General features: G+C 68.7%; 22 protein-coding genes. 14 read left to right on the forward strand and 8 right to left on the reverse strand.

Features of this window, described 5'->3' with window-relative positions; genetic code table 11:
- Positions 1-83 precede the first annotated feature (83 nt).
- From ybeY to lnt, 5 genes are all read left to right on the forward strand, one after another.
- The gene (ybeY, locus tag BAMB_RS13875; RefSeq protein WP_011657873.1) at positions 84-869 is read left to right on the forward strand and encodes an rRNA maturation RNase YbeY; all 786 of its coding nucleotides are present in this window, start codon (positions 84-86) and stop codon (positions 867-869) included.
- Positions 870-883: 14 nt separating this feature from the next.
- The gene (locus BAMB_RS13880) at positions 884-1,516 is read left to right on the forward strand and encodes a gamma-glutamylcyclotransferase (RefSeq protein WP_011657874.1); all 633 of its coding nucleotides are present in this window, start codon (positions 884-886) and stop codon (positions 1,514-1,516) included.
- A 68-nt stretch (positions 1,517-1,584) separates the two neighbouring features.
- Positions 1,585-1,734, forward strand: a complete 150-nt coding sequence (locus tag BAMB_RS13885) for a hypothetical protein (RefSeq protein ID WP_165751998.1) — start codon at positions 1,585-1,587, stop codon at positions 1,732-1,734.
- A gap of 301 nt (positions 1,735-2,035) precedes the next feature.
- Positions 2,036-2,923, forward strand: a complete 888-nt coding sequence (locus BAMB_RS13890; protein ID WP_006755523.1) for an HlyC/CorC family transporter — start codon at positions 2,036-2,038, stop codon at positions 2,921-2,923.
- 52 nt (positions 2,924-2,975) lie between these two features.
- Positions 2,976-4,664, forward strand: coding sequence for an apolipoprotein N-acyltransferase (gene lnt, locus BAMB_RS13895; protein ID WP_011657875.1), 1,689 nt, complete (start codon positions 2,976-2,978; stop codon positions 4,662-4,664).
- A 16-nt stretch (positions 4,665-4,680) separates the two neighbouring features.
- Here lnt and BAMB_RS13900 read toward each other — a convergent pair whose 3' ends face one another.
- Positions 4,681-6,318 (reverse strand): tetratricopeptide repeat protein, encoded by a 1,638-nt coding sequence (locus BAMB_RS13900; RefSeq protein WP_011657876.1) that lies wholly within the window; start codon positions 6,316-6,318, stop codon positions 4,681-4,683.
- A gap of 345 nt (positions 6,319-6,663) precedes the next feature.
- On the opposite strand from BAMB_RS13900, the gene glyQ reads away from it, so the two are divergent.
- The 5 genes from glyQ to BAMB_RS13925 are packed head-to-tail and all read left to right on the forward strand — an operon-like array spanning position 6,664 to position 12,130.
- A complete protein-coding gene (glyQ, locus tag BAMB_RS13905; RefSeq protein ID WP_006477868.1) occupies positions 6,664-7,668 on the forward strand; it encodes a glycine--tRNA ligase subunit alpha in 1,005 nt (334 codons plus the stop codon).
- Between the two features lie 22 nt (positions 7,669-7,690).
- Positions 7,691-9,790, forward strand: coding sequence for a glycine--tRNA ligase subunit beta (glyS, locus tag BAMB_RS13910; RefSeq protein ID WP_011657877.1), 2,100 nt, complete (start codon positions 7,691-7,693; stop codon positions 9,788-9,790).
- 10 nt (positions 9,791-9,800) lie between these two features.
- A complete protein-coding gene (gene gmhB / locus BAMB_RS13915; RefSeq protein WP_006751479.1) occupies positions 9,801-10,364 on the forward strand; it encodes a D-glycero-beta-D-manno-heptose 1,7-bisphosphate 7-phosphatase in 564 nt (187 codons plus the stop codon).
- 43 nt (positions 10,365-10,407) lie between these two features.
- Positions 10,408-11,172 carry a lysophospholipid acyltransferase family protein gene (locus BAMB_RS13920; RefSeq protein WP_011657878.1) on the forward strand — a complete coding sequence of 255 codons (765 nt, stop codon included), beginning with the start codon at positions 10,408-10,410 and terminating at the stop codon, positions 11,170-11,172.
- Between the two features lie 46 nt (positions 11,173-11,218).
- The gene (locus BAMB_RS13925; protein ID WP_011657879.1) at positions 11,219-12,130 is read left to right on the forward strand and encodes a M48 family metallopeptidase; all 912 of its coding nucleotides are present in this window, start codon (positions 11,219-11,221) and stop codon (positions 12,128-12,130) included.
- Between the two features lie 108 nt (positions 12,131-12,238).
- Here the strand turns inward: BAMB_RS13925 and gloA are convergent, their stop codons facing one another.
- Positions 12,239-12,628, reverse strand: coding sequence for a lactoylglutathione lyase (gene gloA / locus BAMB_RS13930; RefSeq protein WP_011657880.1), 390 nt, complete (start codon positions 12,626-12,628; stop codon positions 12,239-12,241).
- Positions 12,629-12,992: 364 nt separating this feature from the next.
- Between gloA and BAMB_RS13935 the strand changes: the two genes are divergently transcribed.
- Positions 12,993-13,928 (forward strand): DMT family transporter, encoded by a 936-nt coding sequence (locus BAMB_RS13935; RefSeq protein ID WP_041491269.1) that lies wholly within the window; start codon positions 12,993-12,995, stop codon positions 13,926-13,928.
- 118 nt (positions 13,929-14,046) lie between these two features.
- Here BAMB_RS13935 and rsmA read toward each other — a convergent pair whose 3' ends face one another.
- From rsmA to BAMB_RS13955, 4 genes are read right to left on the reverse strand one after another with little or no spacing between them, the layout of a single operon-like run.
- Positions 14,047-14,877 (reverse strand): 16S rRNA (adenine(1518)-N(6)/adenine(1519)-N(6))-dimethyltransferase RsmA, encoded by an 831-nt coding sequence (rsmA, locus tag BAMB_RS13940; RefSeq protein WP_011657882.1) that lies wholly within the window; start codon positions 14,875-14,877, stop codon positions 14,047-14,049.
- A 55-nt stretch (positions 14,878-14,932) separates the two neighbouring features.
- A complete protein-coding gene (pdxA, locus tag BAMB_RS13945) occupies positions 14,933-15,922 on the reverse strand; it encodes a 4-hydroxythreonine-4-phosphate dehydrogenase PdxA (RefSeq protein WP_011657883.1) in 990 nt (329 codons plus the stop codon).
- Positions 15,923-15,933: 11 nt separating this feature from the next.
- Positions 15,934-17,292 carry a peptidylprolyl isomerase gene (locus BAMB_RS13950; RefSeq protein ID WP_011657884.1) on the reverse strand — a complete coding sequence of 453 codons (1,359 nt, stop codon included), beginning with the start codon at positions 17,290-17,292 and terminating at the stop codon, positions 15,934-15,936.
- Positions 17,293-17,343: 51 nt separating this feature from the next.
- Positions 17,344-19,704, reverse strand: coding sequence for an LPS-assembly protein LptD (locus tag BAMB_RS13955; protein WP_011657885.1), 2,361 nt, complete (start codon positions 19,702-19,704; stop codon positions 17,344-17,346).
- A 225-nt stretch (positions 19,705-19,929) separates the two neighbouring features.
- Here BAMB_RS13955 and BAMB_RS13960 point away from each other — a divergent pair, with 225 nt between their 5' ends.
- Positions 19,930-20,979, forward strand: coding sequence for an aminoglycoside phosphotransferase family protein (locus tag BAMB_RS13960; RefSeq protein WP_011657886.1), 1,050 nt, complete (start codon positions 19,930-19,932; stop codon positions 20,977-20,979).
- A 34-nt stretch (positions 20,980-21,013) separates the two neighbouring features.
- Positions 21,014-21,733, forward strand: coding sequence for an N-acetylmuramate alpha-1-phosphate uridylyltransferase MurU (gene murU, locus BAMB_RS13965; protein ID WP_011657887.1), 720 nt, complete (start codon positions 21,014-21,016; stop codon positions 21,731-21,733).
- Positions 21,734-21,838: 105 nt separating this feature from the next.
- On the opposite strand, the gene BAMB_RS13970 is transcribed toward murU, so the two are convergent.
- On the reverse strand, positions 21,839-23,710 hold the full coding sequence (locus BAMB_RS13970) for an ABCB family ABC transporter ATP-binding protein/permease (protein WP_011657888.1): 1,872 nt from the start codon (positions 23,708-23,710) through the stop codon (positions 21,839-21,841).
- Between the two features lie 176 nt (positions 23,711-23,886).
- Between BAMB_RS13970 and BAMB_RS13975 the strand changes: the two genes are divergently transcribed.
- Complete coding sequence (locus BAMB_RS13975; protein WP_012364680.1) at positions 23,887-24,282, forward strand: acyl-CoA thioesterase; 396 nt, start codon at positions 23,887-23,889, stop codon at positions 24,280-24,282.
- Positions 24,283-24,331: 49 nt separating this feature from the next.
- Here the strand turns inward: BAMB_RS13975 and BAMB_RS13980 are convergent, their stop codons facing one another.
- On the reverse strand, positions 24,332-24,814 hold the full coding sequence (locus tag BAMB_RS13980; protein ID WP_011657890.1) for a nitrate reductase associated protein: 483 nt from the start codon (positions 24,812-24,814) through the stop codon (positions 24,332-24,334).
- Positions 24,815-24,886 lie beyond the last annotated feature (72 nt).

Below are 24,886 nucleotides of genomic sequence, written 5' to 3' on the forward strand. Positions count from 1 at the left end.
TTCGCTCGCACGCGGCCGGTGCGAATTCGGGAGCGATCGGCCGTTTGGTGTATCCTCAACGCGTTCCAATCGCCGCACCCGTCATGAAATCTTCCCGTTCTCGCAAGTCCGGGCGCGACCAGTCCGCCGCGCCCGATTCCCCCCGTGTTTCGCTGTTCGATGCGAAGGGCAAGGCCCGGACCGTCGCCGCGCAAGGGCTGCGAATCGACTTCCCGGATGGCCGCAGCCTGATGTTCGACCTGTCGGGCAGCTCGGGCGACACGGCCGTCGCGATCGTCGCGCAGCACAACGACCCGGCGATGCGCGCGAAACTCGCGCTGCAGCCCGAGCATTACGACAGCGTGACCCTGCACGTCGGCGCCGAGCCCGCGCCGCGCGAGGAGGAAATCGCGGAAATGGCGGACGAGCCGCGCGAACTCGAGTTCGACCTGTCCGTGCAGTACGGCGACGAAGTCACCGGCGACGTCCGCAAGGCGTGCCCCAAGCGCAAGCTGATCGCCGAGTGGATCGAGCCGGCGCTGTTCTCGAGCGCGCAGCTCACCGTGCGCTTCGTCGGCGAGGAAGAAGGCCGCACGCTGAACGACGGCTACCGCCACAAGGACTACCCGACCAACGTGCTGACCTTCGCGTACGATCCGCTGCCCGACGGCACCGTGATCGGCGACCTCGTGCTGTGCTGCCCGGTCGTCGAGAAGGAAGCGCAGGAACAGGGCAAGCCGCTCGCGGCCCACTACGCGCACCTGCTGGTGCACGGCGCGCTGCACGCGCAGGGCTACGATCACGAGACGAGCGAAGAAGACGCCGCCGAAATGGAAGCGCTCGAAGTCGCCATCCTCGCGAAGCTGGGCTTCCCGAACCCGTACCAGTAAGAGCCGTCCGCGCCATGCGCCACGCCGCAATGCTGCCGCCCGCCTACCCGCCGTCGATCGGCGAGGGAAGGCTGCTGACGCAAGACGAACTGGCGGCCTCGCTCGCGCACACGATGCGCGACTGGGACGGCCAGCAGGATCTCTGGCTGTTCGGCTATGGCTCGCTGATCTGGAACCCCGGGCTGCCGACCGTCGCCGCCGTGCGCGGCAAGGTACACGGCTACCATCGCGGGCTCTACCTGTGGTCGCGCGTGAACCGCGGCACGCCCGAACGGCCGGGCCTCGTGCTCGCGCTCGATCGCGGCGGCTCGTGCTCGGGCATCGCATTCCGGCTCGCCGGCCCGACCGCGCAGCCGCATCTCGAAACCTTGTGGAAACGCGAGATGCCGATGGGCTCGTACCGGCCCGCGTGGCTGCCGTGCTCGCTCGAGACCGGCGAACGCGTGAACGCGCTGGCCTTCGTGATGCGCCGCGACGCGCCGGCCTACACGGGCAAGCTGACCGACCCCGTCGTGAAGGAAGTGTTCGGCTGCGCGGCCGGCCGCTACGGCACGACGCTCGACTATGTGAGCCGCACCGTGGAGGCGCTGCGTGCGAGCGGCATCCCCGATCGCGCGCTGGAAGGGCTGCTCGCGCGATGCCGGTGACGTTCGACAGGCGGGCGCGCGCCACGCCCAAGCAAGCGAAAGGATGCCCCGCGGGAGGCGCCATGTCGATGAAACCGTCACGCGGATCGCGCGGCGCGCTGGCCGCGCTGCTCGTCGCCGCGAGTGTCGCGCTGTCCGGCTGCGGCGTCCTGGGCTGCGGCGGCGTCGCGACCAACGGCGCGGCGGGCGGCGGCTGTTCGGCCGGCATGCGCTTCTGAATTTCCGGAGCCTGCGCGGGCCCCCTCGGCCCGCCCGAGCCGCGACGAAATGTCGCCGGCACCGACCGACCGGCCGGTCGCCGTTGCGCCCCGCTTTTTTGCCGCCGCTGCCCCGGCGCGTCGTTCTGGGATAGGATGGAGACGAAGGACGGCGGCGCCCGGCGCGGCCGTTCCCGAGCGGGGCCCGCGCGCGCCGCGTGCCCCCGGCCGGACGGCCGGGGTGACACGGCCGCGCCATGCCCTTGGTGTATCCTTGCCTACTCCGTGACCGCGCGCCCCGGCATGACCCGGGCGCACCACCATGAACGATTCGTATCCCAGTCGTAAGCTCACCGACAAACCGCAAGAAAAGCGCTCGCTGCTCGAGCGCCTGACCGACTTCATCTCGCCCGAGCCGGAATCCCGGACCGAGCTGCTGGAAATCCTCCAGGACGCCCACGAACGCAACCTGATCGACGCCGATTCGCTGTCGATGATCGAAGGTGTGTTCCAGGTGTCCGACCTGTGCGCCCGCGACATCATGGTGCCGCGCGCGCAGATGGACGCGATCAACATCGCCGACAAGCCTGAAGACTTCATCCCGTTCGTCCTCGAGAAAGCGCACTCGCGCTACCCCGTGTTCGAGGAGAACCGCGACAACGTGATCGGCGTGCTGCTCGCGAAAGACCTGCTGCGCTTCTATGCCGAAGAGGAATTCGACGTGCGCGGGATGCTGCGCCCCGCCGTGTTCATCCCCGAATCGAAGCGCCTGAACGTGCTGCTGCACGACTTCCGCGTGAACCGCAACCACCTCGCGATCGTCGTCGACGAATACGGCGGCGTCGCGGGCCTGATCACGATCGAGGACGTGCTCGAACAGATCGTCGGCGACATCGAGGACGAATACGACTTCGACGAAGAGGCCGGCAACATCATCTCGGGGCCGGACGGCCGCTACCGCGTGCGCGCGCTCACCGAGATCGAACAGTTCAACGAATCGTTCGGCACCGACTTCCCCGACGACGAAGTCGACACGATCGGCGGGCTGATCACCCATCATTTCGGCCGCGTGCCGCACCGCGGCGAGAAGCTGCAGCTCGGCAACCTCGTGTTCGAGATCCAGCGCGGCGATGCGCGCCAGGTCCACGTGCTGCTGGTGCGCCGCAACCCGCACGCGAGCCGCCGCGCCGAAACCTCGCACGAAGACTGACCGTCTCGCGCCGCCCGCGTCTCCTTCAACCGCTCGCCCCCTTTCGCTTCACATGGACGATCCGATCCCGTCCCGCCCGGCTGGCGGCCTTCTCGCGCCGGCGCCCGGCCGCGCGCTGCCGCGCTGGCACTATCCGGCCGCGCTGCTCGCCGGCGCGGCCAATACGCTCGGCTTCGCACCGACCCCGCATGGCGGCTGGCTGCAGCTCGTCGTATTCGTCTGGTTTTTCGCGCAGCTGACGCGCACGTCGAGCTGGCGCGGCGCCGCGCTCACCGGCGGCGCGTTCGGCTTCGGCAACTTCATCACCGGCGTGTGGTGGCTCTACATCAGCATGCACGTGTACGGCGAGATGGCCGCGCCGCTCGCGGGCGGCGCGCTGGTGCTGTTCTCGCTGTACCTGTCGCTGTACCCGGCGTTCTCGGCCGGGCTATGGTCGTTCTGCGCGGGCCACGCGTGGCATCGCCGCGAAGCCGACCCGCGGCCGTTCTCGCCGACCTGGCACGGCGCGTTCGCATTCGCGAGCGCCTGGGCGCTCGGCGAATGGCTGCGCGGCACCGTGTTGACCGGCTTTCCGTGGCTCGCGAGCGGCTATGCGCAGGTCGACGGCCCGTTCGCGGGCTTCGCGCCAGTGGTCGGCGTGTACGGGATCGCCTGGGTGCTCGCGCTGTTCGCCGCGCTGGTCGTGCAGGCGCTCGTCGCCGCGCGCCGGTCGCCCGCCGCTGAACGCGCCGGCGGCAACGCACGCATCCGCATCGCCGCGCCGGCCGGCGTCGCCGTCGCGCTCGTCGCGGCCGGCATCGGGCTGTCGCAGGCCACGTGGACCGTGCCCGCGAACGCGCCGCTCAGCGTGCGGCTGCTGCAGGGCAACGTGAAGCAGGACATCAAGTTCGAGCAGGCGGGCATCGACGCGGCGATCAAGATGTACCAGCAGATGATCGTCGAGAAGCCCGCCGACCTGATCGTCACGCCGGAGACCGCGATCGCGGTGATGATCCAGGAGCTGCCCGAGCCGTTCGCCGTCGCGATCCGCAAGTTCAGCGACACGACGGGCTCGGCCGTGCTGTTCGGCGCGGTCGGCGCGTCGGTCACGCCCGAAGGCCGCTACGTCGACTACACGAACAGCCTGTACGGCGTGACGCCGCATTCGCGCGACATCTATCACTACGACAAGCACCATCTCGTGCCCTTCGGCGAATTCATCCCGTGGGGCTTCCGGTGGTTCGTCGACCTGATGAAGATGCCGCTCGGCGACTTCGCGCGCGGCGCGCCGGTGCAGAAGCCGTTCCTCGTGCACAACCAGCCGGTGATGGCCGACATCTGCTACGAGGACTTGTTCGGCGAGGAAATCGCCGCGACGATCCGCGACAATCCGCAGCCGCCCGGCGTGCTCGTCAACGTGACGAACCTCGCGTGGTTCGGCGACACGATCGCGCTCGACCAGCATCTGCAGATCGCGCGGATGCGCGCGCTCGAGACGGGCCGGCCGATGCTGCGCGCGACCAATACCGGGATGACGGCCGCGATCGACGCGCGCGGCCGCGTGCTCGGCCAGCTGAAACCGTTCACGATCGGCTCGCTCGACCTGCGGATCGAAGGCACGAGCGGGTTCACGCCGTACGTGACGAGCGGCAACAATGTCGTGCTCGCGGTATCGCTGGTGCTGCTCGCGTTCGGCTTCACGTTCGGGCCGGGCCTGCGCCGCCGCAACGGTTCGAAGGCCGGCGACGACCCCGACCTGTGACGCCTCGGCCGGCCGCTCAGGCCGGCCGCTTCGCCTGCGCGGCCAGGCCGCGCAGATCCCGCCCGAGCGCCGCCATCACCGGCGCCCATGCGCCGAACGTCGGCTGCCGGTACAGCGTGGCGGTCGGATACCACGGGCTGTCGGTCCGTTCGAGCAGCCACGGCCAGTGCGGATTCACGTCGAGCAGCACCCAGGTGCGCGCGCCCAGTGCGCCCGCCAGATGGGCGACCGACGTGCACACCGTGATCACCAGATCCAGCGCGCCGATGAACGCGGCCGTATCGTCGAAACTCTTCAGTTCGGCCGTGTAGTCCTCGATCGCGAAACCGGCCGCGCGCGCCGCGGCGACATCCGCATCCGCGCCCGGCTGCAGCGAATGGAACGTGACGCCGTCGATACCGCGAAACGCATCGGCGTAGCGATCGAGCCCGACGCGCCGGAACGGGTTGCGCTGGTGTCCCGGACTGCCCGTCCAGACGAGCCCGACGTTCAACCGGCCATCGCCCGCGAGCCGCGCGCGCCACGCGTCGCGCGCGTGGCGGTCGGCATGCAGGTACGGCACCGACTCGCCGAGCGTCGAGGTCTCCATCCCGAGCATCAGCGGCAGCCCGATCAGCGGCACTTCGTAGTCGAAGGCGGGCAACTCGTCGACGCTGCCGCCCGCGCTGAACGCGTCCGCATGCGCACCGAGGCTGCGCTGCATCAGCGTGCCCACCTGCGGAAACGTGTTCCACGCGAGCCGGCCGCCCTCGCGGTGCACGCGCTCGGCGAGCGGCGCGACGAAGCGCGCGAACTGCAGCACGTCGCCGAGCCCCTGCTCGCCCCACACGAGCAGCGTCTTGCCCGCGAGCGGCTCGCCCTGCCAGCGCGGGCCCGGCAGCGCCGGCCGGCGGCCGCGCAGCTCGCCCGCACCGTCCCAGCGCGCCTCGTGGCCGCGCCAGCCGGCCGCGTAGTTGCCGCGCACGAGCTGGATGATCGCGAGATTGAAACGGAACGACGCGTCGTCGGGCGCCAGTTCGCACGCACGCGCCGCGTAGCGCTCGGCGTCGTCCCAGCGCTGCGCTTCCTTCATCGCCATCGCGATGTTGTTCAGCGCGAGCGCATTGTCGGGCGCGATCTGCGCGAGCCGCGCCGCACAGGCGAGCGCGCCGTCGAGGTCCTGGGCCGCGAGCCGCGCGACGACCAGGTTGATCCACGCCTGCACGTCGTGCGGATTGGCCTCCACGGCCGCGTCGAGCAGCGCGATTTCCTCGTTGCGGTCGCCGCCCGACAGCCGCAGCGCGATCGCGAGGTTGTTGCGCAGCGACGGCCAGCGCGGATCGAGCGCATAGGCGGCGCGATACGGCGCGACGGCCTCGGCGTGACGGCCGAGCATCTGCAGCACGTAGCCGTGATTGAAACGGGCACCGGCGCCCGGATGCACGCGCACCGCGCATTCGGCCAGCGCGAGCGCGTCGGCCGCGCGCTGTCGCGCGACGAGCGCCGACGTGAGCTGCGCGAGCGCGGCCATGTCGACCGCGTGCAGATGGCCGGCGGCGGCGAGCCACAGCGCGTGCGCATCGTGCTCGCCGCGCGCGTGCGCGTCGGCGGCCTGCCCGAGCATGGCGAGCAGCGGCGGGATCAGCGGAATGAGGAAGTCGTTCGAATCGTCCATGCGGTCCGGAGTGGGCAATCGGTCACGCGGCACGCGTCGCGCGCGCCGCAATACGTGCATCTTAACGCCCGCGCAAAGCGCTGCGGCCGCCGACGCGACACGCGCATCGCGACGCCGCACAAGCGGCCGCGACGCGCGCGCCGGCACCCCTTGCACGCGCTTCGCACGGGTCGCCGGAATACCGCCGACGGCCCCTTCGTCGGCGTTCCGGCCGCATCCGGTCGCCGATCCGGTAAAATTACGCGTTTCAGCACACTAACAAGCCGCGCCGCCGCGCGAGCCGACCCTCCGGGCTCCGCCCGGAGCGCCGTTCGCAACGGAGCGCCAGCGCCACGAAGGCTCTTCATGCTTACGTTTCAGCAAATCATCCTGACGCTGCAGTCCTACTGGGACAAGCAGGGTTGCGCCCTGCTCCAGCCCATCGACATGGAAGTCGGCGCGGGCACGTCGCACGTCCACACGTTCCTGCGCGCGGTCGGCCCCGAGCCGTGGCGCGCCGCGTACGTGCAGCCGTCGCGCCGCCCGAAGGACGGCCGCTACGGCGAGAACCCGAACCGCCTGCAGCATTACTACCAGTACCAGGTCGTGCTCAAGCCGGCGCCGGAAAACATCCTCGACCTGTACCTCGGCTCGCTGGAAGCGCTCGGCTTCGACCTGAAGCAGAACGACGTGCGCTTCGTCGAGGACGACTGGGAGAACCCGACGCTCGGCGCGTGGGGCCTCGGCTGGGAAGTGTGGCTGAACGGGATGGAAGTCACGCAGTTCACGTATTTCCAGGAAGTCGGCGGCCTCGAATGCAAACCGGTGCTCGGCGAAATCACGTACGGCCTCGAGCGCCTCGCGATGTACCTGCAGAAGGTCGAGAACGTGTACGACCTGGTCTGGACCGAGTGGGAAGAGCAAGGCCCGAACGGCCCCGAGCTGCGCCGCCTGTCGTACGGCGACGTCTACCACCAGAACGAGGTCGAGCAGTCGACCTACAACTTCGAGCACGCGAACGTCGACCTGCTGTTCACGTTCTTCAACAGCTACGAAGCGGAAGCGAAGAAGATGATCGACGCGCAGCTCGCGCTGCCCGCGTACGAACTCGTGCTGAAGGCCGGCCACACGTTCAACCTGCTCGATGCGCGCGGCGCGATCTCGGTCACCGAACGCGCGGCCTACATCGGCCGCATCCGCGCGCTGTCGCGTCTCGTCGCGCAGGCTTACTACGACTCGCGCGAGAAGCTCGGCTTCCCGATGCTCGGCAACCCGCCGGGCGTGCCGGGCCTCACCACCGACGCCCAGGACGCCGCGCAGCCGGCATGGGCGCCGCCGCTCAAGGTCGAACGCAAGATCGATCAGGACTGACGAGACGAGATTGATTCCACACATGACGCATAACCATCCCGCCCCCCTGCTCGTCGAATTGCTGACCGAAGAGCTGCCGCCGAAGGCCCTCGCGCGCCTCGGCGACGCATTCGCCGAAGGTCTCGCGCAACGCCTCGCGGCGCGCGACCTCGTCGAAGGCGAACTCGTGTTCGAACGCTACGCCACGCCGCGCCGCCTCGCCGTCGTCGTGCAGAACGTGCGCGCCGTCGCGCCTGAAAAGCAGGTCCGCGAAAAGGTCCTGCCCGTCTCGGTCGCGCTCGACGCCGAAGGCAAGCCGACGGCCCCGCTCGCGAAGAAGCTCGCGGCGCTCGGTCACCCGCACCTGTCGATCGCCGATCTCGAGCGCGCGCAGGACGGCAAGGCCGAAGCGTTCTTCGTCAATTACTCGGCAGCCGGCGCGACGCTCGCCGACGGCCTGCAGGCCGCGCTCGACGAAACCCTCGCGAAGCTGCCGATCCCGAAGTTCATGACCTACCAGCGCCCGGACGGCACCGACGTGAAGTTCGTGCGCCCGGTGCACCGCCTGACCGTGCTGCACGACGATCGCGTCGTGCCCGTGACCGCGTTCGGCATCGACGCCGGCGACACCACGCTCGGCCACCGCTTCCTGTCCGACGGCCTCGTCGCGATCCAGCATGCGCACGCGTATGCCGACACGCTGCGCGACAAGGGTCGCGTGATCGCGCACTTCGCCGACCGCCGCGAAACGATCCGCACGCAGCTGAACGAACACGCGAACGGCGACACGGTCGTGATGCCCGAAGCGCTGCTCGACGAAGTGACGTCGCTGGTCGAATGGCCGGTCGTCTATCCGTGCCGCTTCGAGGACGAATTCCTGCAGGTGCCGCAGGAATGCCTGATCCTCACGATGCAGACGAACCAGAAGTACTTCGCGCTGACCGACGTCGGCGGCAAGCTGCGCTCGCGCTTCCTGATCGTGTCGAACATCGACACGAAGACGCCGGGCGAGATCATCGAAGGCAACGAGCGCGTCGTGCGCCCGCGCCTCGCCGACGCGAAGTTCTTCTTCGAGCAGGACAAGAAGAAGCCGCTCGCCGACCGCGTGCCGCTGCTCGCGAACGTCGTCTATCACAACAAGCTCGGTTCGGCGCTCGCGCGCGTCGAGCGCCTCGAGGCGCTGGCCGGCGAGATCGCGCCCGCGATCGGCGCCGACGCCGCGCACGCGAAGCGCGCCGCGCGCCTCGCGAAGGCCGACCTGCTGACCGACATGGTCGGCGAGTTCCCTGAACTGCAGGGCACGATGGGCACGTACTACGCGCGTCACGACGGCGAGCCCGACGACGTCGCGCTCGCATGCGCCGAGCACTACCAGCCGCGCTTCTCCGGCGACGCGCTGCCGACCACGCCGGTGTCGACCGCCGTCGCGCTGGCCGACAAGCTCGAGACGATCGTCGGCATCTGGGGCATCGGCCTCGCGCCGACGGGCGAAAAGGATCCGTTCGCGCTGCGCCGCCACGCGCTCGGCGTGCTGCGCCTGCTGCTCGAGAAGCAGCTGCCGCTCGATCTCGTCGCGCTGCTGCGCACGGCCCATGCACGCTTCGAAGGCGTGCCGGGCGTCGCCGAATCGACCGACGCGATCTTCGCGTTCTTCATGGACCGCCTGCGCGGCCTGCTGCGCGAACGCGGCTACTCGGCCGGCGAAGTCGACGCGGTGCTGAGCCTGAACCCGACGCGCGTCGACGATCTCGTCGCGCGCCTCGACGCGGTGCGCGAATTCACGCTTCTCGCGGAAGCCGAGGCGCTCGCGGCCGCGAACAAGCGGATCTCGAACATCCTGAAGAAGTCGGAAGGCGGCGCGAACGGCACGGTGCAGCCGACGCTGCTCGTCGAGGCCGCCGAAAAGGCGCTGCACGAACAGCTCGCGGCCGTGACGCCGCACGTGCAGTCGCAGCTCGAGGCACGTGCGTACACGGGCGCGCTGTCGGCGCTCGCCGCGCTGCGCGCACCGGTCGATACGTTCTTCAACGACGTGATGGTCAACGCCGAGGATCCCGCGCTGCGCGCCAACCGTCTCGCGCTGCTGTTCGCGCTGCATCAGCAGATGAACTGTGTCGCCGACATCTCGAAGCTCGCCGCATAAAGGCCGCACGATGCCGATCAGCCCCAACCGTAAGCTCGTCGTCCTCGACCGGGACGGCGTGATCAACGTCGATTCGGACGCGTTCATCAAGACGCCCGACGAATGGATCGCGCTGCCCGGCAGCCTCGAGGCGATCGCACGGCTCAACCACGCAGGCTATCGCGTGGTCGTCGCGACCAACCAGTCCGGCATCGGCCGCGGGCTGTTCGACATGGCCGCGCTCAACGAGATGCACCAGAAGATGCATCGCGCGGCGGCCGCGGTCGGCGCGCGCATCGACGCGGTGTTCTTCTGCCCGCACGTGGCGGAAGATCGTTGCGAGTGCCGCAAGCCGAAACCCGGCATGATGCAGATGATCGCCGAGCGCTTCGAGATCGATCCCGGTCACACGCCGGCCGTCGGCGATTCGCTGCGCGACCTGCAGGCCGCCGTCGCGGTCGGCTTCCGGCCGCACCTCGTGCTGACCGGCAAGGGCAAGAAGACGCTCGCCGCGGGCAATCTGCCGGACGGCACGAAGGTCCACGACGACCTGCGCGCGTTCGCGCTCGACTTCCTTTCACACGAACACGAGTGATGCGGCCGCCGCGCGCATCCTCCTTACCACCAGACCCACGCCGATGCGCTTCGTCCGCTCCCTGCTGCTGCTGATCTACTTCATCCTGTACACGGTGCCGTACGCCACCGCGTGCTTCATCGCGTTCCCGTTCATGCGTCCCGACGCGCGCTACTGGATGGCGGCCGGCTGGTGCAAGTCGACGCTGTGGGTCGTGCGCTGGCTGAACGGCATCCACTACCGGATCGAAGGGATGGAAAACCTGCCCGACGGCCCGGCCGTGCTGCTGTCGAAGCACCAGTCGGCGTGGGAGACGCTCGCGTTTCCGGCGCTGATGCCGAAGCCGCTGTGCTACGTGTTCAAGCGCGAACTGCTCTACGTGCCGTTCTTCGGCTGGGCGCTCGGGCTGCTGCACATGGTCAACATCGACCGCAAGGAAGGCAAGAACGCGTTCACGTCGGTGATCCGCCAGGGCAAGAAGCGCCTGTCGGAAGGCGCGTGGATGATCATGTTCCCGGAAGGCACGCGCACGCCGGTCGGCAAGCAGGGCAAATACAAGACGGGCGGCGCGCGCTTCGCGATCGAAACCAATACGCCGGTCGTGCCGATCGCGCACAATGCAGGTCGTGTGTGGCCGCGCAATTCGTTCACGAAATTCCCGGGCGTCGTCACCGTGTCGATCGGCAAGCCGATTCCCGTCGACGGCAAGACGCCCGACGTATTGAACTCGCAGGTCGAAGCCTGGATCGAAGCGGAAATGCGCCGCATCGATCCCGATGCGTATCGCCAGCCGGGCAACGCCGGCACGCGCGATGCCGCGCGCGTCTGAATCACCCGGATTGCAGCCGTTGCGAACGACGAAACGAAGCGAACTGATGAAAAAGCGTCCGCGGCCACGGCCTGCCGTCGTGGCCCTCGATCATCGCCAGATGGATCTGCCGCTCTTCGACGGGCCGGCCGCAGCCTCACCGGCAGCGTCGGCGCCCGCCGCGTCGCCCGCGCCACCTGAAGCGGCTGCGGCGCCCGCGGTGCCCACCGCACCGCTCGATCCGGGTCCCGCGCGCGATCGCTCCCGCGTCCGTACGTTCGCACTCGACAGCCGCGTGCTCGAATACCGCCTCAAGCGCTCCGCGCGCCGCACGATCGGCTTCACGATCGACGGCAGCGGCCTGTCGATCACCGCGCCGCGCTGGGTCACGCTCGCCGACATCGAAGCGGCGATCGCCGAGAAGCAGCGCTGGATCTTCGCGAAGCTCGCGGAGTGGAAGACCCGCACCGAGCAGCGCGCGCTGCCGCAAATCGACTGGCGCGACGGCGCGCAACTCCCGTATCTCGGCAAGACGATCACGATCGCGCTCGGCGCGGGTGCCGTCGCATTCGACGCCGACGCGCTGCGGCTGTCGCTGCCGCTGCCCGTGCAGGCGGACATGCAGCAGATCAAGGATCGCGTGCAAGGCTGGCTGCAGGGCGAAGCGAAGCGGATCTTCGGCGAACGGCTGGTGGTCTACGCGGAAAAGCTCGGCGTCACGTATTCGATGTACGCGCTGTCGTCGGCCGCGACGCGCTGGGGCAGCTGCTCGAGCGACGGCAAGATCCGGCTGAACTGGCGGCTGATCCATTTCCCGATGTCGATCGTCGACTACGTCGTCGCGCACGAGCTGTCGCACCTGCGCGAAATGAACCACAGCCCGGCCTTCTGGCAGACCGTCGAATCGATCTTCCCGGAATTCCGCGAAGCACGGCACACGCTCAAGCATCACCCGCCCGAACTGCTGCCGGCACTGTAGCGCGATCAGTCGCACCCACAATGCAAACGGGCGATGCGGATTTCTCCGCATCGCCCGTTTTCGTTGCCCGCGACGCACATCGTGCGCCGCGAGCCGCGCATCCCGCGCTCAATGCGCCTTCTTCTGGATGAACTCGATCTTGTAGCCGTCCGGATCCTCGACGAACGCGATCACGGTCGTGCCGTGCTTCATCGGGCCCGCTTCGCGGGTCACCTTGCCGCCTTGCGCCTTGATCTTGTCGCAGGCCGCGTACGCGTCGTCGACTTCCACCGCCAGGTGGCCGAAGCCGTTGCCGAGATCGTAGGACGGCGTATCCCAGTTATGGGTCAGCTCGATCACGGTGCCCGTGCTTTCCGCTTCATAGCCGACGAACGCGAGCGTGAACTTGCCTTCCGGATAATCCTCGCGACGCAGCAGCTTCATGCCGAGCAATTCGGTGTAGAACTTGATCGAGCGGTCGAGATCGCCGACTCGCAGCATCGTATGCAGCAAACGCATGTGTTGTACTCCTGTGGGGACTTTCCAGAGCCGGAAATTCTACCGGAGTCACGTGAATCTCGCCGACGGCGCCTCGTCTGCCGCCCGCTGATATCGCGCATCCGCGCAGTGGGCCCCCGCCCGTGCGCCGGTCGAAGCCGCCCCGTTCGACGATTCCCGCCATCCCGGCCGATCGGGTAACATCCTCCCACTTCGCACCAAAAGCGGGCATGCCCGCCGCCGCCGGAACGCGACCACCACCCCATTCAGCCCCACCGCCTGCCGTGCGAAACCGCCGATTCGGGCGTGCCGGACACGCCGTCCGCTCGCCGCTGCCCCTGCCGATGTCCGTGCCCCCTCCCCGCCGCGTCGGCGTGGTCCGCCGATGAGCGCGCTTGCCGGGTCGCCCGTGCGCCGCGCACTCGATACGCGCGCCATCGGCGTGATGCTGCTGCTGTGCGCGATCTGGGGCTTCCAGCAGGTCGCGATCAAGAGCACGAACGCGGCGATCCCGCCGATGTTCCAGGCCGGGCTGCGCTCGGTGATCGCCGCGCTGCTGCTGTGGGGTTGGGCGCACTCGCGCGGCACGCCGCTGTTCCGCGCGGACGGCACGCTCGGCGCGGGCATCGCCGCCGGCGCGCTGTTCGCCGGCGAGTTCATCTGCGTGTTCTTCGGGCTGACGCTGACGAGCGCATCGCACATGGCGATCTTCCTGTACACGGCACCGTGCTTCACCGCGCTCGGCCTGCACCTGTTCACGCCGGGTGAGCGGCTGCAACGCGTTCAGTGGGCCGGCGTGGGCCTCGCGTTCGCCGGCATCGCGCTCGCGTTCGCGGATGGCTTCCTCGAGCCGCGCGCGCCCGGCGCGTCGGTCCTGGCGGGGCTCGCCGGCGACGCGCTCGGGATCCTCGGCGGCGCGATGTGGGCCGCGACGACGGTCGTCGTGCGCTGGACGTCGCTCGCGCGGGCCAGCGCGAGCAAGACGCTGTTCTACCAGCTCGCGGTGTCGGCCGTCGTGCTGGTCGCGCTCGCCGCGCTGCTCGGCCAGATGTCGTTCGCGCAGGTCACGCCGGTCGCGCTCGCGAGCCTCGCCTACCAGTCGGTGATCGTCGCGTTCGTCAGCTATCTGTCGTGGTTCTGGCTGCTGACGCGCTACAGCGCGTCGCGGCTGTCCGTGTTCACGTTCCTGTCGCCGCTGTTCGGCGTCGCGTTTGGCGTGCTGCTGCTCGGCGAATCGGTCGGCTGGCGCTTCATGTCGGCGGCCGCGCTGGTGCTGACCGGGATCGCGCTCGTCAACGCGCCGCCACGCCGGCGCGCGTAAGGGCGCGCGGCCGCGGTCCTTCGTCGACGAAAGCGGATCGGAAAAATAAAAAGGCTGCCCGTCAGGACAGCCTCATGAATCTCGAGCCAGCGCGCGTTTCCCGGCCCGCGGCTTGCCGTTACTCCGCCGCCTTGCGCCGTGCCGCCAGCGCCTGCGCGACACCGACATATTCGGCCACGCTCACATCCTCCGCGCGTCGCGCGAGATCGAAGCCGAGCCCGTCGAAGTCGATCGTCTCGCGGTAGTCGCCGAGCGTATTGCGCAGCATCTTGCGGCGCTGCGAGAACGCGGCCGTGACGAGTTCGCCGAGCAGCACCGGATCGACGTCCGGCAGCTCGTGCGGTTCGTACGGAATCATCCGGACGATCGCCGAATCGACCTTCGGCGGCGGCTGGAACGATTCCGGCGGCACGTCGAGCATCTTCTCCATCACGTAGCGATACTGGAGCATCACCGACAGCCGCGAGAACGCCTTCGTGCCCGGCTCCGCGACCATCCGCTCGACAACTTCGTTCTGCAGCATGAAATGCTGGTCGATGACCGCATCGGCGAACGTCATCAGGTGAAACAGCAGCGGGCTGGAAATGTTGTACGGCAGGTTGCCGACGATCCGCAGCGACGGCTTGTCGCCGGGTGCCGCGAGCGAGCGGAAGTCGAACGCGAGCGCGTCGCCCGCGTGCAGCTCCAGCAGCGGGCCGAAGCGTTGCTGCAGGCGGCCGATCAGGTCGCGGTCGAGCTCGACCGCATGCAGCGGCGACTCGGGCGTCGCGAGTCGCGCAATCAGCGGCTCGGTCAGCGCGCCGAGCCCGGGGCCGATCTCGACCATTCGCTGGCCGCGCGCGGGGCCGATCGTCGTGACGATCGAGTCGATCACGCCGTGATCGACGAGGAAGTTCTGCCCGAAGCGCTTGCGCGCGAAGTGGCCTTGGTGCTGTCTGCTGTTCGACATCGACTGAGAAAAACGAAAAATACGACGAGTTAGGTCAGGCCTGCGCCTGGGTGCGTCACGACGCGCGGCGATGGCGCGCCATCGCGACGGCCGTGTCGAGGGCGGCGACCATGCTGCCCGGATCCGCGCGGCCGGTGCCGGCCAGATCCAGTGCAGTGCCGTGATCGACCGACGTGCGGATGATCGGCAGCCCGAGCGTGACGTTGATGCCCTCGCCGAACGTCGCATACTTCAGCACGGGCAAGCCCTGATCGTGGAACATCGCGAGCACGCAATCGGCGCCCTCGAGATGGCGCGGCTGGAACAGCGTGTCGGCCGGATACGGGCCGCGCGCGTCGATGCCCTGCGCTTGCGCGCGTGCGAGCGCCGGCGAGATCACGTCGATCTCCTCGCGCCCGAGATAGCCGTTCTCGCCCGCGTGCGGGTTCAGCCCCGTCACGAGGATGCGCGGCGCCGCGAGACCGAAGTCGCGCCGCAGGTCGCGATCGACGATCGCGAGCGTCTCGACGAGCCCGTCGATCGTCAGCGCGGCCGACACGTCCTTCAGCGGCAGGTGCGTGGTCGCGAGCGCGACGCGCAGCGGCCGCTCGCCCGTGCCCGCCAGCATCATCACGACGCGCGGCGTGTGCGTGCGCTCCGCCAGGTATTCGGTATGGCCGGTAAACGGCACGCCGGCATCGTTGATCGTGCTCTTCTGCAGCGGCGCGGTGACGATCGCGTCGAACCGGCCGGCCAGCGCGCCGTCGATCGCGGCATCGAGCAGCGCGAGCACGTAGCGGCCGTTGGCCGCGTCGAGCTTGCCGGCCTGCGCGGGCGCGGCAAGCGGATGATGCTCGACCGACACCGACCCGCCGCCGGCGAGCAGCGCCCTGTCGGCCCCGACGGCCGCCGCGCGCGCGTCGAGCAGCGCGGCGTCGCCGAGCACGGTGAAATGCGCGCCGGGCCAGCGCCGCGCGGCATCCTGCAACGCCTGCACGGTCAGCTCCGGGCCGACACCCGCGGGTTCGCCCGTCGTGATCGCGATCTGCAGCGCGGATGCCGTCATGTGAAGCTCGCTCAGTTCGCCGGGCCGACGCCGCCGATCTTGTACTGCACGTAGGACGAATCGCGCAGTTCGCGCAGCCAGTCGGCATACGCCTGCTCGGCCTTGCGCTGGCCGATCGCCTGACGCGCGATATCCATCTGCTGCTGCACCGAGCCTTCCGACTCGCGGCGATCGATCACCTGGATCAGGTGGTAACCGTACTCGGTACGCACCGGCTGGCTGATCTGGCCGTCCTGCAGGTTGTTCATCGCGCGCTCGAATTCCGGCACGGTCTCGCCCGGGCTGATCCAGCCGAGATCGCCGCCCTGCGACGCCGAACCGTCCTGCGAGTAGGTGCGCGCGAACTTCGCGAAATCGCCGCCGGCCTCGACCTGCCGGCGAATGTCCTGCAGCTGCTGACGGGCCTGGCCTTCCGACTTGCCCTCGCCGACGCGCAACAGGATGTGGCGCACGTGCGTCTGGACGATCTTCGGTGCGGCGGCGCTCGTGCCCTGGCTCTGGCGGCGGTCGACGAGACGCACGATCTCGAAGCCGTCCGGCACGCGGATCAGCGTCGGGTTGACCTGGCCCGGACGCAGCTTCGATGCGGCGTCGACAACCTCCGCCGGCAGCGCGCCCGGCGCCTTGAAGCCGAGGTCGCCGCCCTTCTTCGCGTCGTTCGCTTCCGAATTGTTCTTCGCGAGCTTCTCGAAATCGGCGCCCGACGTGGCCTGCTGCAGCAGCGCTTCGGCCTTCTTCTGCGCGACTTCGATCTCGGCCTGCGGCGCGTTGGTCGGCGCCTTGATGAAGATGTGCTGGAAGCGCAGATCCTGCTGCTGCGCCGCGCTCGGCCCGCGCTGGCTCGCGATGTAGTTCACGACCTCGGCATCCGACACGGTGATCTTGCCGTCGACCTCGCGCTCGCGCAGCTTCGACAGCATCAGCTCGGTGCGGGCGTCGCTCGTGAACACGCTCCAGGGCACGCCTTGCGCCTCGAGACGCGCGCGATACTGTTCGAGCGTCATCCCGTTCGCCTGCGCGAGGCGCTGCAGCGTGGACTGCACGGTCGCATCGTCGATGCGGATCCCGTCGTCCTTGGCCTTCTGCACCTGGATGCGTTCGAGGACCATCTGGTTCAGCACCTGCGCACGCAACTGGTCGGCCGGCGGCACCGGTGCGTTCTGCTGCTGCAGCCGGCGCGCGATCAGGCCGACGCGCTGGTCGAGTTCACGGCCCGTGATCACGTCGTTGTTGACGACCGCGACGACTTCGTCGGCGAGCTGCGCGCCTCGCGAACCAAGCGCCTGCGCCGCGGCCGGCGCGGCGGCGAGCAGCGCGGCGGACGCGGCGAGGCTGGACACGACTGCCGCGAAACGAAGGGTTTTCTTCATTGCCACTGATACTCCATTGAAATCGTGCTGACCGGTGCAGACAAGCCGGCGTTACTCGTAGTTACTGAAGCGGGACATCGGCGGCGGCGCGGACGGCAGCGCCGTATAGCCCGGCACCCCGGCGCGGAATGCCGCCACCAGACCGTTGTCGATGCTCGACAGCCCCTTCAACGTCAGCTGCATCATGAATCGCGTCGACGAGTTCTGCTGCCCCGACGAGTTCACGCCGTTCGCGAAGCGCTGGGCACCGACGCCGAGCGCCCAGCAATCCGCGTCGTATTGTAAGCCGAGCAGACCGTCGACGACCCGGTTGGCGGCCAGGTCGTAGTTGAAGCGGCCGACCGCGTACAGGCGGCGCGTGAGCGGCCACTGCGCGGACACCAGGAACTGGTTGATCGGCTGGTTGTCGAGCGTCGTGTTCGCGCGCGTATAGCGGTAGCCGACGTTGATCACGCGGCGCTCGCCCGGGCTGAAGCCGAAACCGATGCTCGACTTCACGAGCTGGTTGTTGTTCTGGTTGTACTGGAACGCCGTTTCCGACATGAAGCCGGAGCCGAGCTTCAGCGCGGCACCGACGATCAGGTCCGAGTGGCGCGCCTGCACGGGCGCCTGCACCGAGTTCAGCGTGACGCGCTGATTGGCGAAGTAGTACTGCTGCGCGATCACGAAGCGCGCGCGTTCGTCGCCGGTGCGCGGATCGATGAAGCGCGACGTCAGGCCGGCCGTGATCCGGTTCGCGTCCGCGATCCGGTCGTTGCCGACGAACGTGTTCGGCTGGTAGATCTCCGCGAGGCCGAAGTCGGATTCCGCGGTGTCGAACAGCGGCGCGTTCGACTGGTCGCGATACGGCGTGTACACGTAGTACAGGCGCGGCTCGAGGGTCTGGATGAAGTCCTGGCCGAACAGGCGCACCGAGCGGTCGAAGATCAGGCCCGTGTCGAAGCTCACGGTCGGGATCGACTCGGTGAAGCGCTTCGGGCTGTTCGGCGTGCTCGACGACAGGTAGTTCAGGTCGTACGACGCGAAGTGGTACTGGACCTTCGGCACGACGAAGTAGCCGGGGCCGTACACGCCGTACGCGATGTACGGGTTGAAGACGATCCGGTCGCCTTCGGTCGCATCGGCGGTCGTGATGCGGAACCGCGAATAGTCGGCTTCCGCGCCGAAGTCGAAGCCGCCGACGTTGTACTTTGTGTACTTCACGTTCAACTGCGGCTCGCGACTGTACGGCGCGATCGACGGCGGCAGCGTCTGCCAGTGCTGGTAGCGCGCGAGCACCGACCACGGGCCGTTGTTGTACGTGAGCCCGGCTTCCTGCTGGTACAGCGTCTGCGTGCCGTTGATGAACTCGTTCGTCGACCCGAGGTCTTCCGGATACGTGTTGTCCGAGACCTTGTTGAAGTAGACGTAGCCGCCGAAGCCGCCGCCGAAGTTCTGCTGGTGCTGCCAGTAGATCGCGTAGCGGTTGCGGTGCGCGAGCCGGTCATCCGGCAGGTAATTGGCCGTCAGCGTGCCCGAATACGTTGGCGACAGGTAGCGGAACGACGCTTCGGTCTGCACGCCGCGCCGCGAGATGATGCGCGGCGTGATCGTCAGGTCGCGGTTCGGCGCGATGTTGAAGTAGTACGGCAGCGTCAGCTCGAACCCGTTGTTCGAGTTCAACGAGAACGTCGGCGGCAGCAGGCCGCTGCGCCGCTCGCCCGACAACGGGAACGTCAGCCACGGGCTCGCGAAGATCGGCACGCCCTGGAAGAACAGCACGCCGTTGCGCGCGGTGCCTTCGTCGGCGCCCGTATCGAAGTCGAAGCGGCTGCCCTTGATGTACCACGCGGGGTCCGTCGCGCACTGGCACGCGGTGTAGGTGCCGTTGACGAACACCGAGCGCTCGCTGTCGAGCAGGTCGACGCGCTCCGCGCTGCCGGACCCGCCCGTCACGTTGAAGTGGTACTTCGGCGCCGTCATGAAGCCCTGGTTCGCCTCGACCTTCAGATGCGCTTCGGGGCCCGCGAACGACGTGCCGCCGTTGATCACCCGGACCTGGCCGTATGCATCGGCCATGTCGGTATCCTGATCGTAGTGGAGCGCGTCGGCCTTCACGACGGCATCGCCGCGGCGCAGCTCGGCCGAGCCCTTCGCGGCGAGGTCCTGTTCGGCCGTGCCGCTCGTATGGTCGGCAATCACGAAGGCGGCCGGCTTCGCGCCGTCCTTCAGCGGATGATCCTCGAGCTGCGGGGCGAGACGCAGATCCCACGGCGAGTCGAGCGGCTGCGGCTGCGCGGCCGCGCCCGACAGCTGCGCGTACGACACGGCCGGCACGAGGCCCGGCACGGCCAGGAGCGCGAGCGCGAGCCGCCGTTTGCGCGGCGCCCCGTCACCGGGGAAAACATTCGGGAATAGCGGTTTGGGCGGCATCTATCGTTTGGCGAATCGCCCCTTGTCAACCGCACCGGCGGCACATTCATTCGCGCGCGGCGGCCCACGCCGTCGCACCGCGACTGCGGCTGAGCGCAAACCGGGGAGGCGATCGGGCGGACGGCGCGACAGGCGGCGGGCCTGCGCGGCGCAAGCTGACGCGGGGCGCGTCAAAAAAGTCGTGGGGTATTATATGGCAAGACGTTCCCCCCTCCGCCGAGTTTCATGACGCCCCCATCCGCCGCATCCCAGCCCGACGCCCGCCTCGAAGCACTGACCGCGTGGCTGCGCCCGCTCGCCGAGCGCTTCGCCCTCGACCTGTCGACCCTCGCACCCGCGTCGTCGGACGCCAGTTTCCGCCGCTATTTCCGTGTCGGGTCGGCCACGCGCCCCGGCGGCTCGCTGATCGCGGTCGACGCGCCGCCGCCCGAGAAGTGCCGTGAATTCGTCCAGGTCGCGCAGTTGCTCGCCGCGGCCGGCGACCACGTGCCGGACGTGCTGGCCCACGATTTCGACGCCGGCTTCATGCTCGTGACCGACCTCGGCCGCACGTCGTACATCTCGGTGCTCGATCCGGCCGATCCGGTCGCGGCACGCCCGCTGATGCGCGACGCGCTCGACGCGCTGATCCGCTTCCAGCTGACGTCGCGGCCGGACGTGCTGCCGCCGTTCGACGAGGCGTTCCTGCGCCGCGAGACGGAGCTGCTGCCCGAATGGTTCGTCGGCCGGCACCTCGGCAGGCCCGTCACCGACGCGATGCGCGGCACACTCGATCGCACCTTCGCGCTGCTGGTCGCGAGCGCCCATGCGCAGCCGCAGGGCTTCATGCTGCGCGATTTCATGCCGCGCAACCTGATGGTCTGCGAGCCGAACCCGGGCGTGCTCGACTTCCAGGACGCCGTGTACGGGCCGCTCACGTACGACGTCGTGTCGCTGGTGCGCGACGCGTTCATCAGCTGGGACGAGGAGTTCGAGCTCGACTGCTTCGCGTACTACTGGGAGCGGGCGAAGAAAGCCGGTCTGCCGGTCGATCCGGACTTCGGCGAGTTCTACCGCCAGCTCGAATGGATGGGGCTGCAGCGCCACATCAAGATCCTCGGCCTGTTCGCGCGCATCAACTACCGCGACGGCAAGCCGCACTACCTGAACGACCTGCCGCGCTTTGTCGCCTATGCGCGCAAGGTCGCGCTGCGCTACCGCCCGCTCGTGCCGTTCGCGAAGCTGCTCGACGAGCTCGAGGGCAAGGGCGCGGCCGACGTCGGCTATACATTCTGACCGTTCTGACCGCTCTCACATTCAGACGAACAACATGAGCACTACCCTCACCACGGCGATGATCTTCGCCGCCGGGCGCGGCGAGCGGATGCGTCCGCTGACCGACGCCCGCCCGAAGCCGCTGCTCGAAGCCGGCGGCAAGCCGCTGATCGTCTGGCAGATCGAAGCACTCGCCCGCGCGGGCATCGAGACCATCGTGATCAACCACGCGTGGCTCGGCGAACAGTTCGAGGCGACGCTCGGCGACGGCTCGCGTTGGGGCGTGCGCCTCGCGTATTCGGCCGAAGGCGACGCGCTGGAAACCGCCGGCGGCATCGCGCAGGCGCTGCCGCTGCTCGAGCGCGACGGCCGGCCCACGGTGTTCGCGGGCGTCGCGGGCGACGTGTACTGCACATTCGACTACGGGACGCTCGCCGCCCCCGCCGCCCGAATGGCCACGCTGGATGTGCCCACGATGCATCTCGTGATGGTGCCGAACCCGCCGTTCCATCCGGACGGCGATTTCGTGCTCCGCGACGACGGCTTGCTCGCGCTCGCCGGCGCCCCGCGCGTCACGTTCGGCAGCATCGGCGTGTACGACACGCGGATGTTCCACGACATCGTGCCGGGCACGCACCGCGCGCTGTCGCCCTACTTCAGGGCGACCATCGAGGCCGGCCGCGCGACCGGCGAATTGTATGAAGGTATCTGGGAGAACGTCGGCACGCCCGCGCAGCTCGGCGAGCTCGACGCGCGGCTGCGCGCCGCGGGCTGATCGTTTCGCGGCCGCCGCCGGGCCATCCGGCGGTGACCGCGCAACGCCGGCCGATTCCGGACGGCCGCCAAACCATCCGCCCGCGCCGCGCGCGGGCCGCTACGCTCACGCGGCTTCGGCCGCTTCCCCGCCCGCCGCCGCGCGCTGTTGCTGCAGCGCCCACATCTGCGCATAGAGGCCGTCCGCGCGCACGAGCTCGTCGTGCGTACCGCGCTCGACGATCCGCCCGTGGTCCATCACGAGAATCTGCTGCGCATGCACGACCGTCGACAGCCGGTGCGCGATCACGAGCGTCGTGCGGTGCCGCGCGATGTGGTCGAGCTCGTGCTGGATCGCGCGCTCCGAGCGCGAATCGAGCGCGGACGTCGCCTCGTCGAACAGCAGCACCGGCGGATCCTTCAGCAGCGTGCGCGCGATCGCGACGCGCTGCTTCTCGCCGCCCGACAGCTTCAGCCCGCGCTCGCCGACCGGCGTGTCATAGCCCTTCGGCAAGCTCTCGATGAAGTCGTGGATGTGCGCGGCGCGCGCGGCCGCGATCACTTCGTCGCGGCTCGCGGTCGGGCGGCCGTACGCGATGTTGTAGTAGATCGAATCGTTGAACAGCACGGTGTCCTGCGGCACGATCCCGATCGATGCGCGCAGCGAGTCCTGCGTGACGTCGCGGATGTCCTGGCCGTCGATGCGGATCGCGCCGCCCGCCTGCCGGTCGAGATCGTGGAAGCGGAACAGCAGGCGCGACAGCGTCGACTTGCCGGAGCCGCTGTGACCGACCACCGCTGTCGTCGTGCCCGCGTCGATCGTAAACGTCACGTCGTGCAGGATCTGCCGCGACGCCTCGTACGAGAAGTTCACGTGCTCGAAGCGCACCTGCGCGCCGGCCACCGCGAGCGGCCGCGCGTCGGGCGCGTCCGGGACTTCCTTCGCGGCCGCCAGCAGCCCGAACATCCGGTCCATATCGGTGAGGCTCTGCTTCAGCTCGCGATACACGACGCCGAGAAAATTCAGCGGAATGTACAACTGCAGCATGAACGTGTTGATCAGCACGAGATCGCCGAGCGTCAGCTTGCCCGCCAGCACGCCCTGCGTCGCGCGCCACAGGATGAACACGAGCCCGGTGCCGATGATCGCCTGCTGGCCGAAGTTCAGCACCGACAGCGAGTTCTGCGAGCGGATTGCGGCCTTGCGGTAGCGCTTCAGGTTCTCGTCGTAGCGCTGCGCCTCCCACTCCTCGTTGCCGAAGTACTTCACCGTCTCGTAGTTGATCAGCGAATCGATCGCCCGCGAGTTCGCGCGCGAATCGAGCTCGTTCATCGTGCGGCGAAAGTGCGTGCGCCAGTTGGTGACCTTCACGGTGAACACGATGTACGTGACGAGCGCCGCGAACGTCACGTACGCGTAGTACGCCTCGTACTTGACCACGAAGAAGCCGAGCACGAGCCCGACCTCGACGAGCGTCGGCAGGATGCTGTAGAGCGAATAGGAAATCAGCTGCTGGATGCCGCGCGTGCCGCGCTCGATGTCGCGCGACATGCCGCCTGTCTGGCGTTCGAGGTGGAAGCGCAGCGACAGCCCGTGCAGATGCCGGAACACCTGCAGCGCGAGCTGGCGCACCGCGCTCTCGGTAACTTTCGAGAACAGGATCTCGCGCAGCTCGGTGAAGAGCGACGTCGACAGCCGCACGAACGCATACGCGACGACCAGCAGGCCGACGCCGCCCGCGAGCACGATGCCGGCCGACTGCTCGGCGCGGCCGAGCGCGGTGAGCTGCTGCACGGCGGACAGGTGATCGACGATGCGCTTCATCACGACCGGCACGCCGAGGTTCGCGACCTTCGCGCCGATCAGGCAGCCGAGCGCGAGCGCGACGCGCCATTTGTAGGTGGCCAGGTACGGCAGCAGCGACCGGATGGTCTGCCAGTCGTTGCGTGGCCCGGTCGGAGCCGGCGCGGGCTCGCCGGAAGCGGAATATCGGCGCATGGGGGGGAAGGATCGGCGGTGCGGCCGGACGCGTGCTGCAGCGGCCGACTCGCCCGCTTTCTCGTACAATTTGCGAACGTTGTATTGTCGCAGAAGCCGCCTCGCGCCGCTGCCGGCGCCCTCGCCGGCCAGGCTGCGCGCGGCGGCAAATTCATTACAGGATGAAAGCCCCCGCCATGACCGATTCGACCCTCGAACTTCCGGCAAAGCAGCCCGCGCTGCGCGTCGTCCCGCAACCGCACGACGCGAACGTCCATGGCGACGTGTTCGGCGGCTGGATCATGTCGCAGGTCGACATCGCCGGCTCGATTCCCGCGAGCCAGCGGGCGAACGGCCGCGTCGCGACGGTCGCGGTCAATTCGTTCGTGTTCAAGCAGCCGGTGTTCGTCGGCGACTTGCTGAGCTTCTACGCGACCATCATCCGCACCGGCAACACGTCGGTGACGGTCGACGTCGAGGTGTACGCGCAGCGCATGCGCCTGATGGGCGAAATCGTGAAGGTGACCGAAGCGACGCTCACCTATGTGGCAACCGGCCCCGACCGCAAGCCGCGTCAACTGCCGCCGCTCTGATCCGCACGCGCCGCGCCGCGGCGCCGCCTGCGGCGCTCCCCGGGGCCCGTCAGTGCGTGGCCGTCAGCCCGAACTCGCGCATCGCCGGCACGAAGTCGTGATTGAGCGTCGGCTTGCGCGACAGCTTCATCAGCACGTAGCGCTGGAACGGCGCGAGCCGCTCCCACTGCGCGAGCGCGGGCGCCGGCAGCCCGGCCAGCGCGCTCTGCTGCACGAGCGCGTCCGGCACCGTGTCGGTCGCGCGCCAGCTCGGCTGCTCGTCCGGCTGGAACCACGACGGTTCGAGATCGGCATGCGTGCGCAGCATTTCGAACAGCGCGTGATCGAAATTGGGCTCGATCAGGGTGTCGTCGTCGGCCGGAAAGCGCGCGAGCAGCTTGCGGTCCTCGAGTGGCAGCAGCTGCCACTGCTCCAGTGAAATCCGCAGACCGAAGCGGTCGAGATTGAAACGCACGATCATCGGAATGTACGTCAGGTTTTCCGACGATTCGTGTTCGAAATTGAATAGCAGCGGAGCGTCGCTGAGTCCCATGGTCGTTACCCGAGTGGCGGATGCCGGCGCGGCCGGCCTGCCTGGGGTATTTTAGAACCTCTGCGCGCAAGC

The organism is Burkholderia ambifaria AMMD (genome assembly GCF_000203915.1).
Classification (GTDB): Bacteria; Pseudomonadota; Gammaproteobacteria; order Burkholderiales; family Burkholderiaceae; genus Burkholderia; species Burkholderia ambifaria.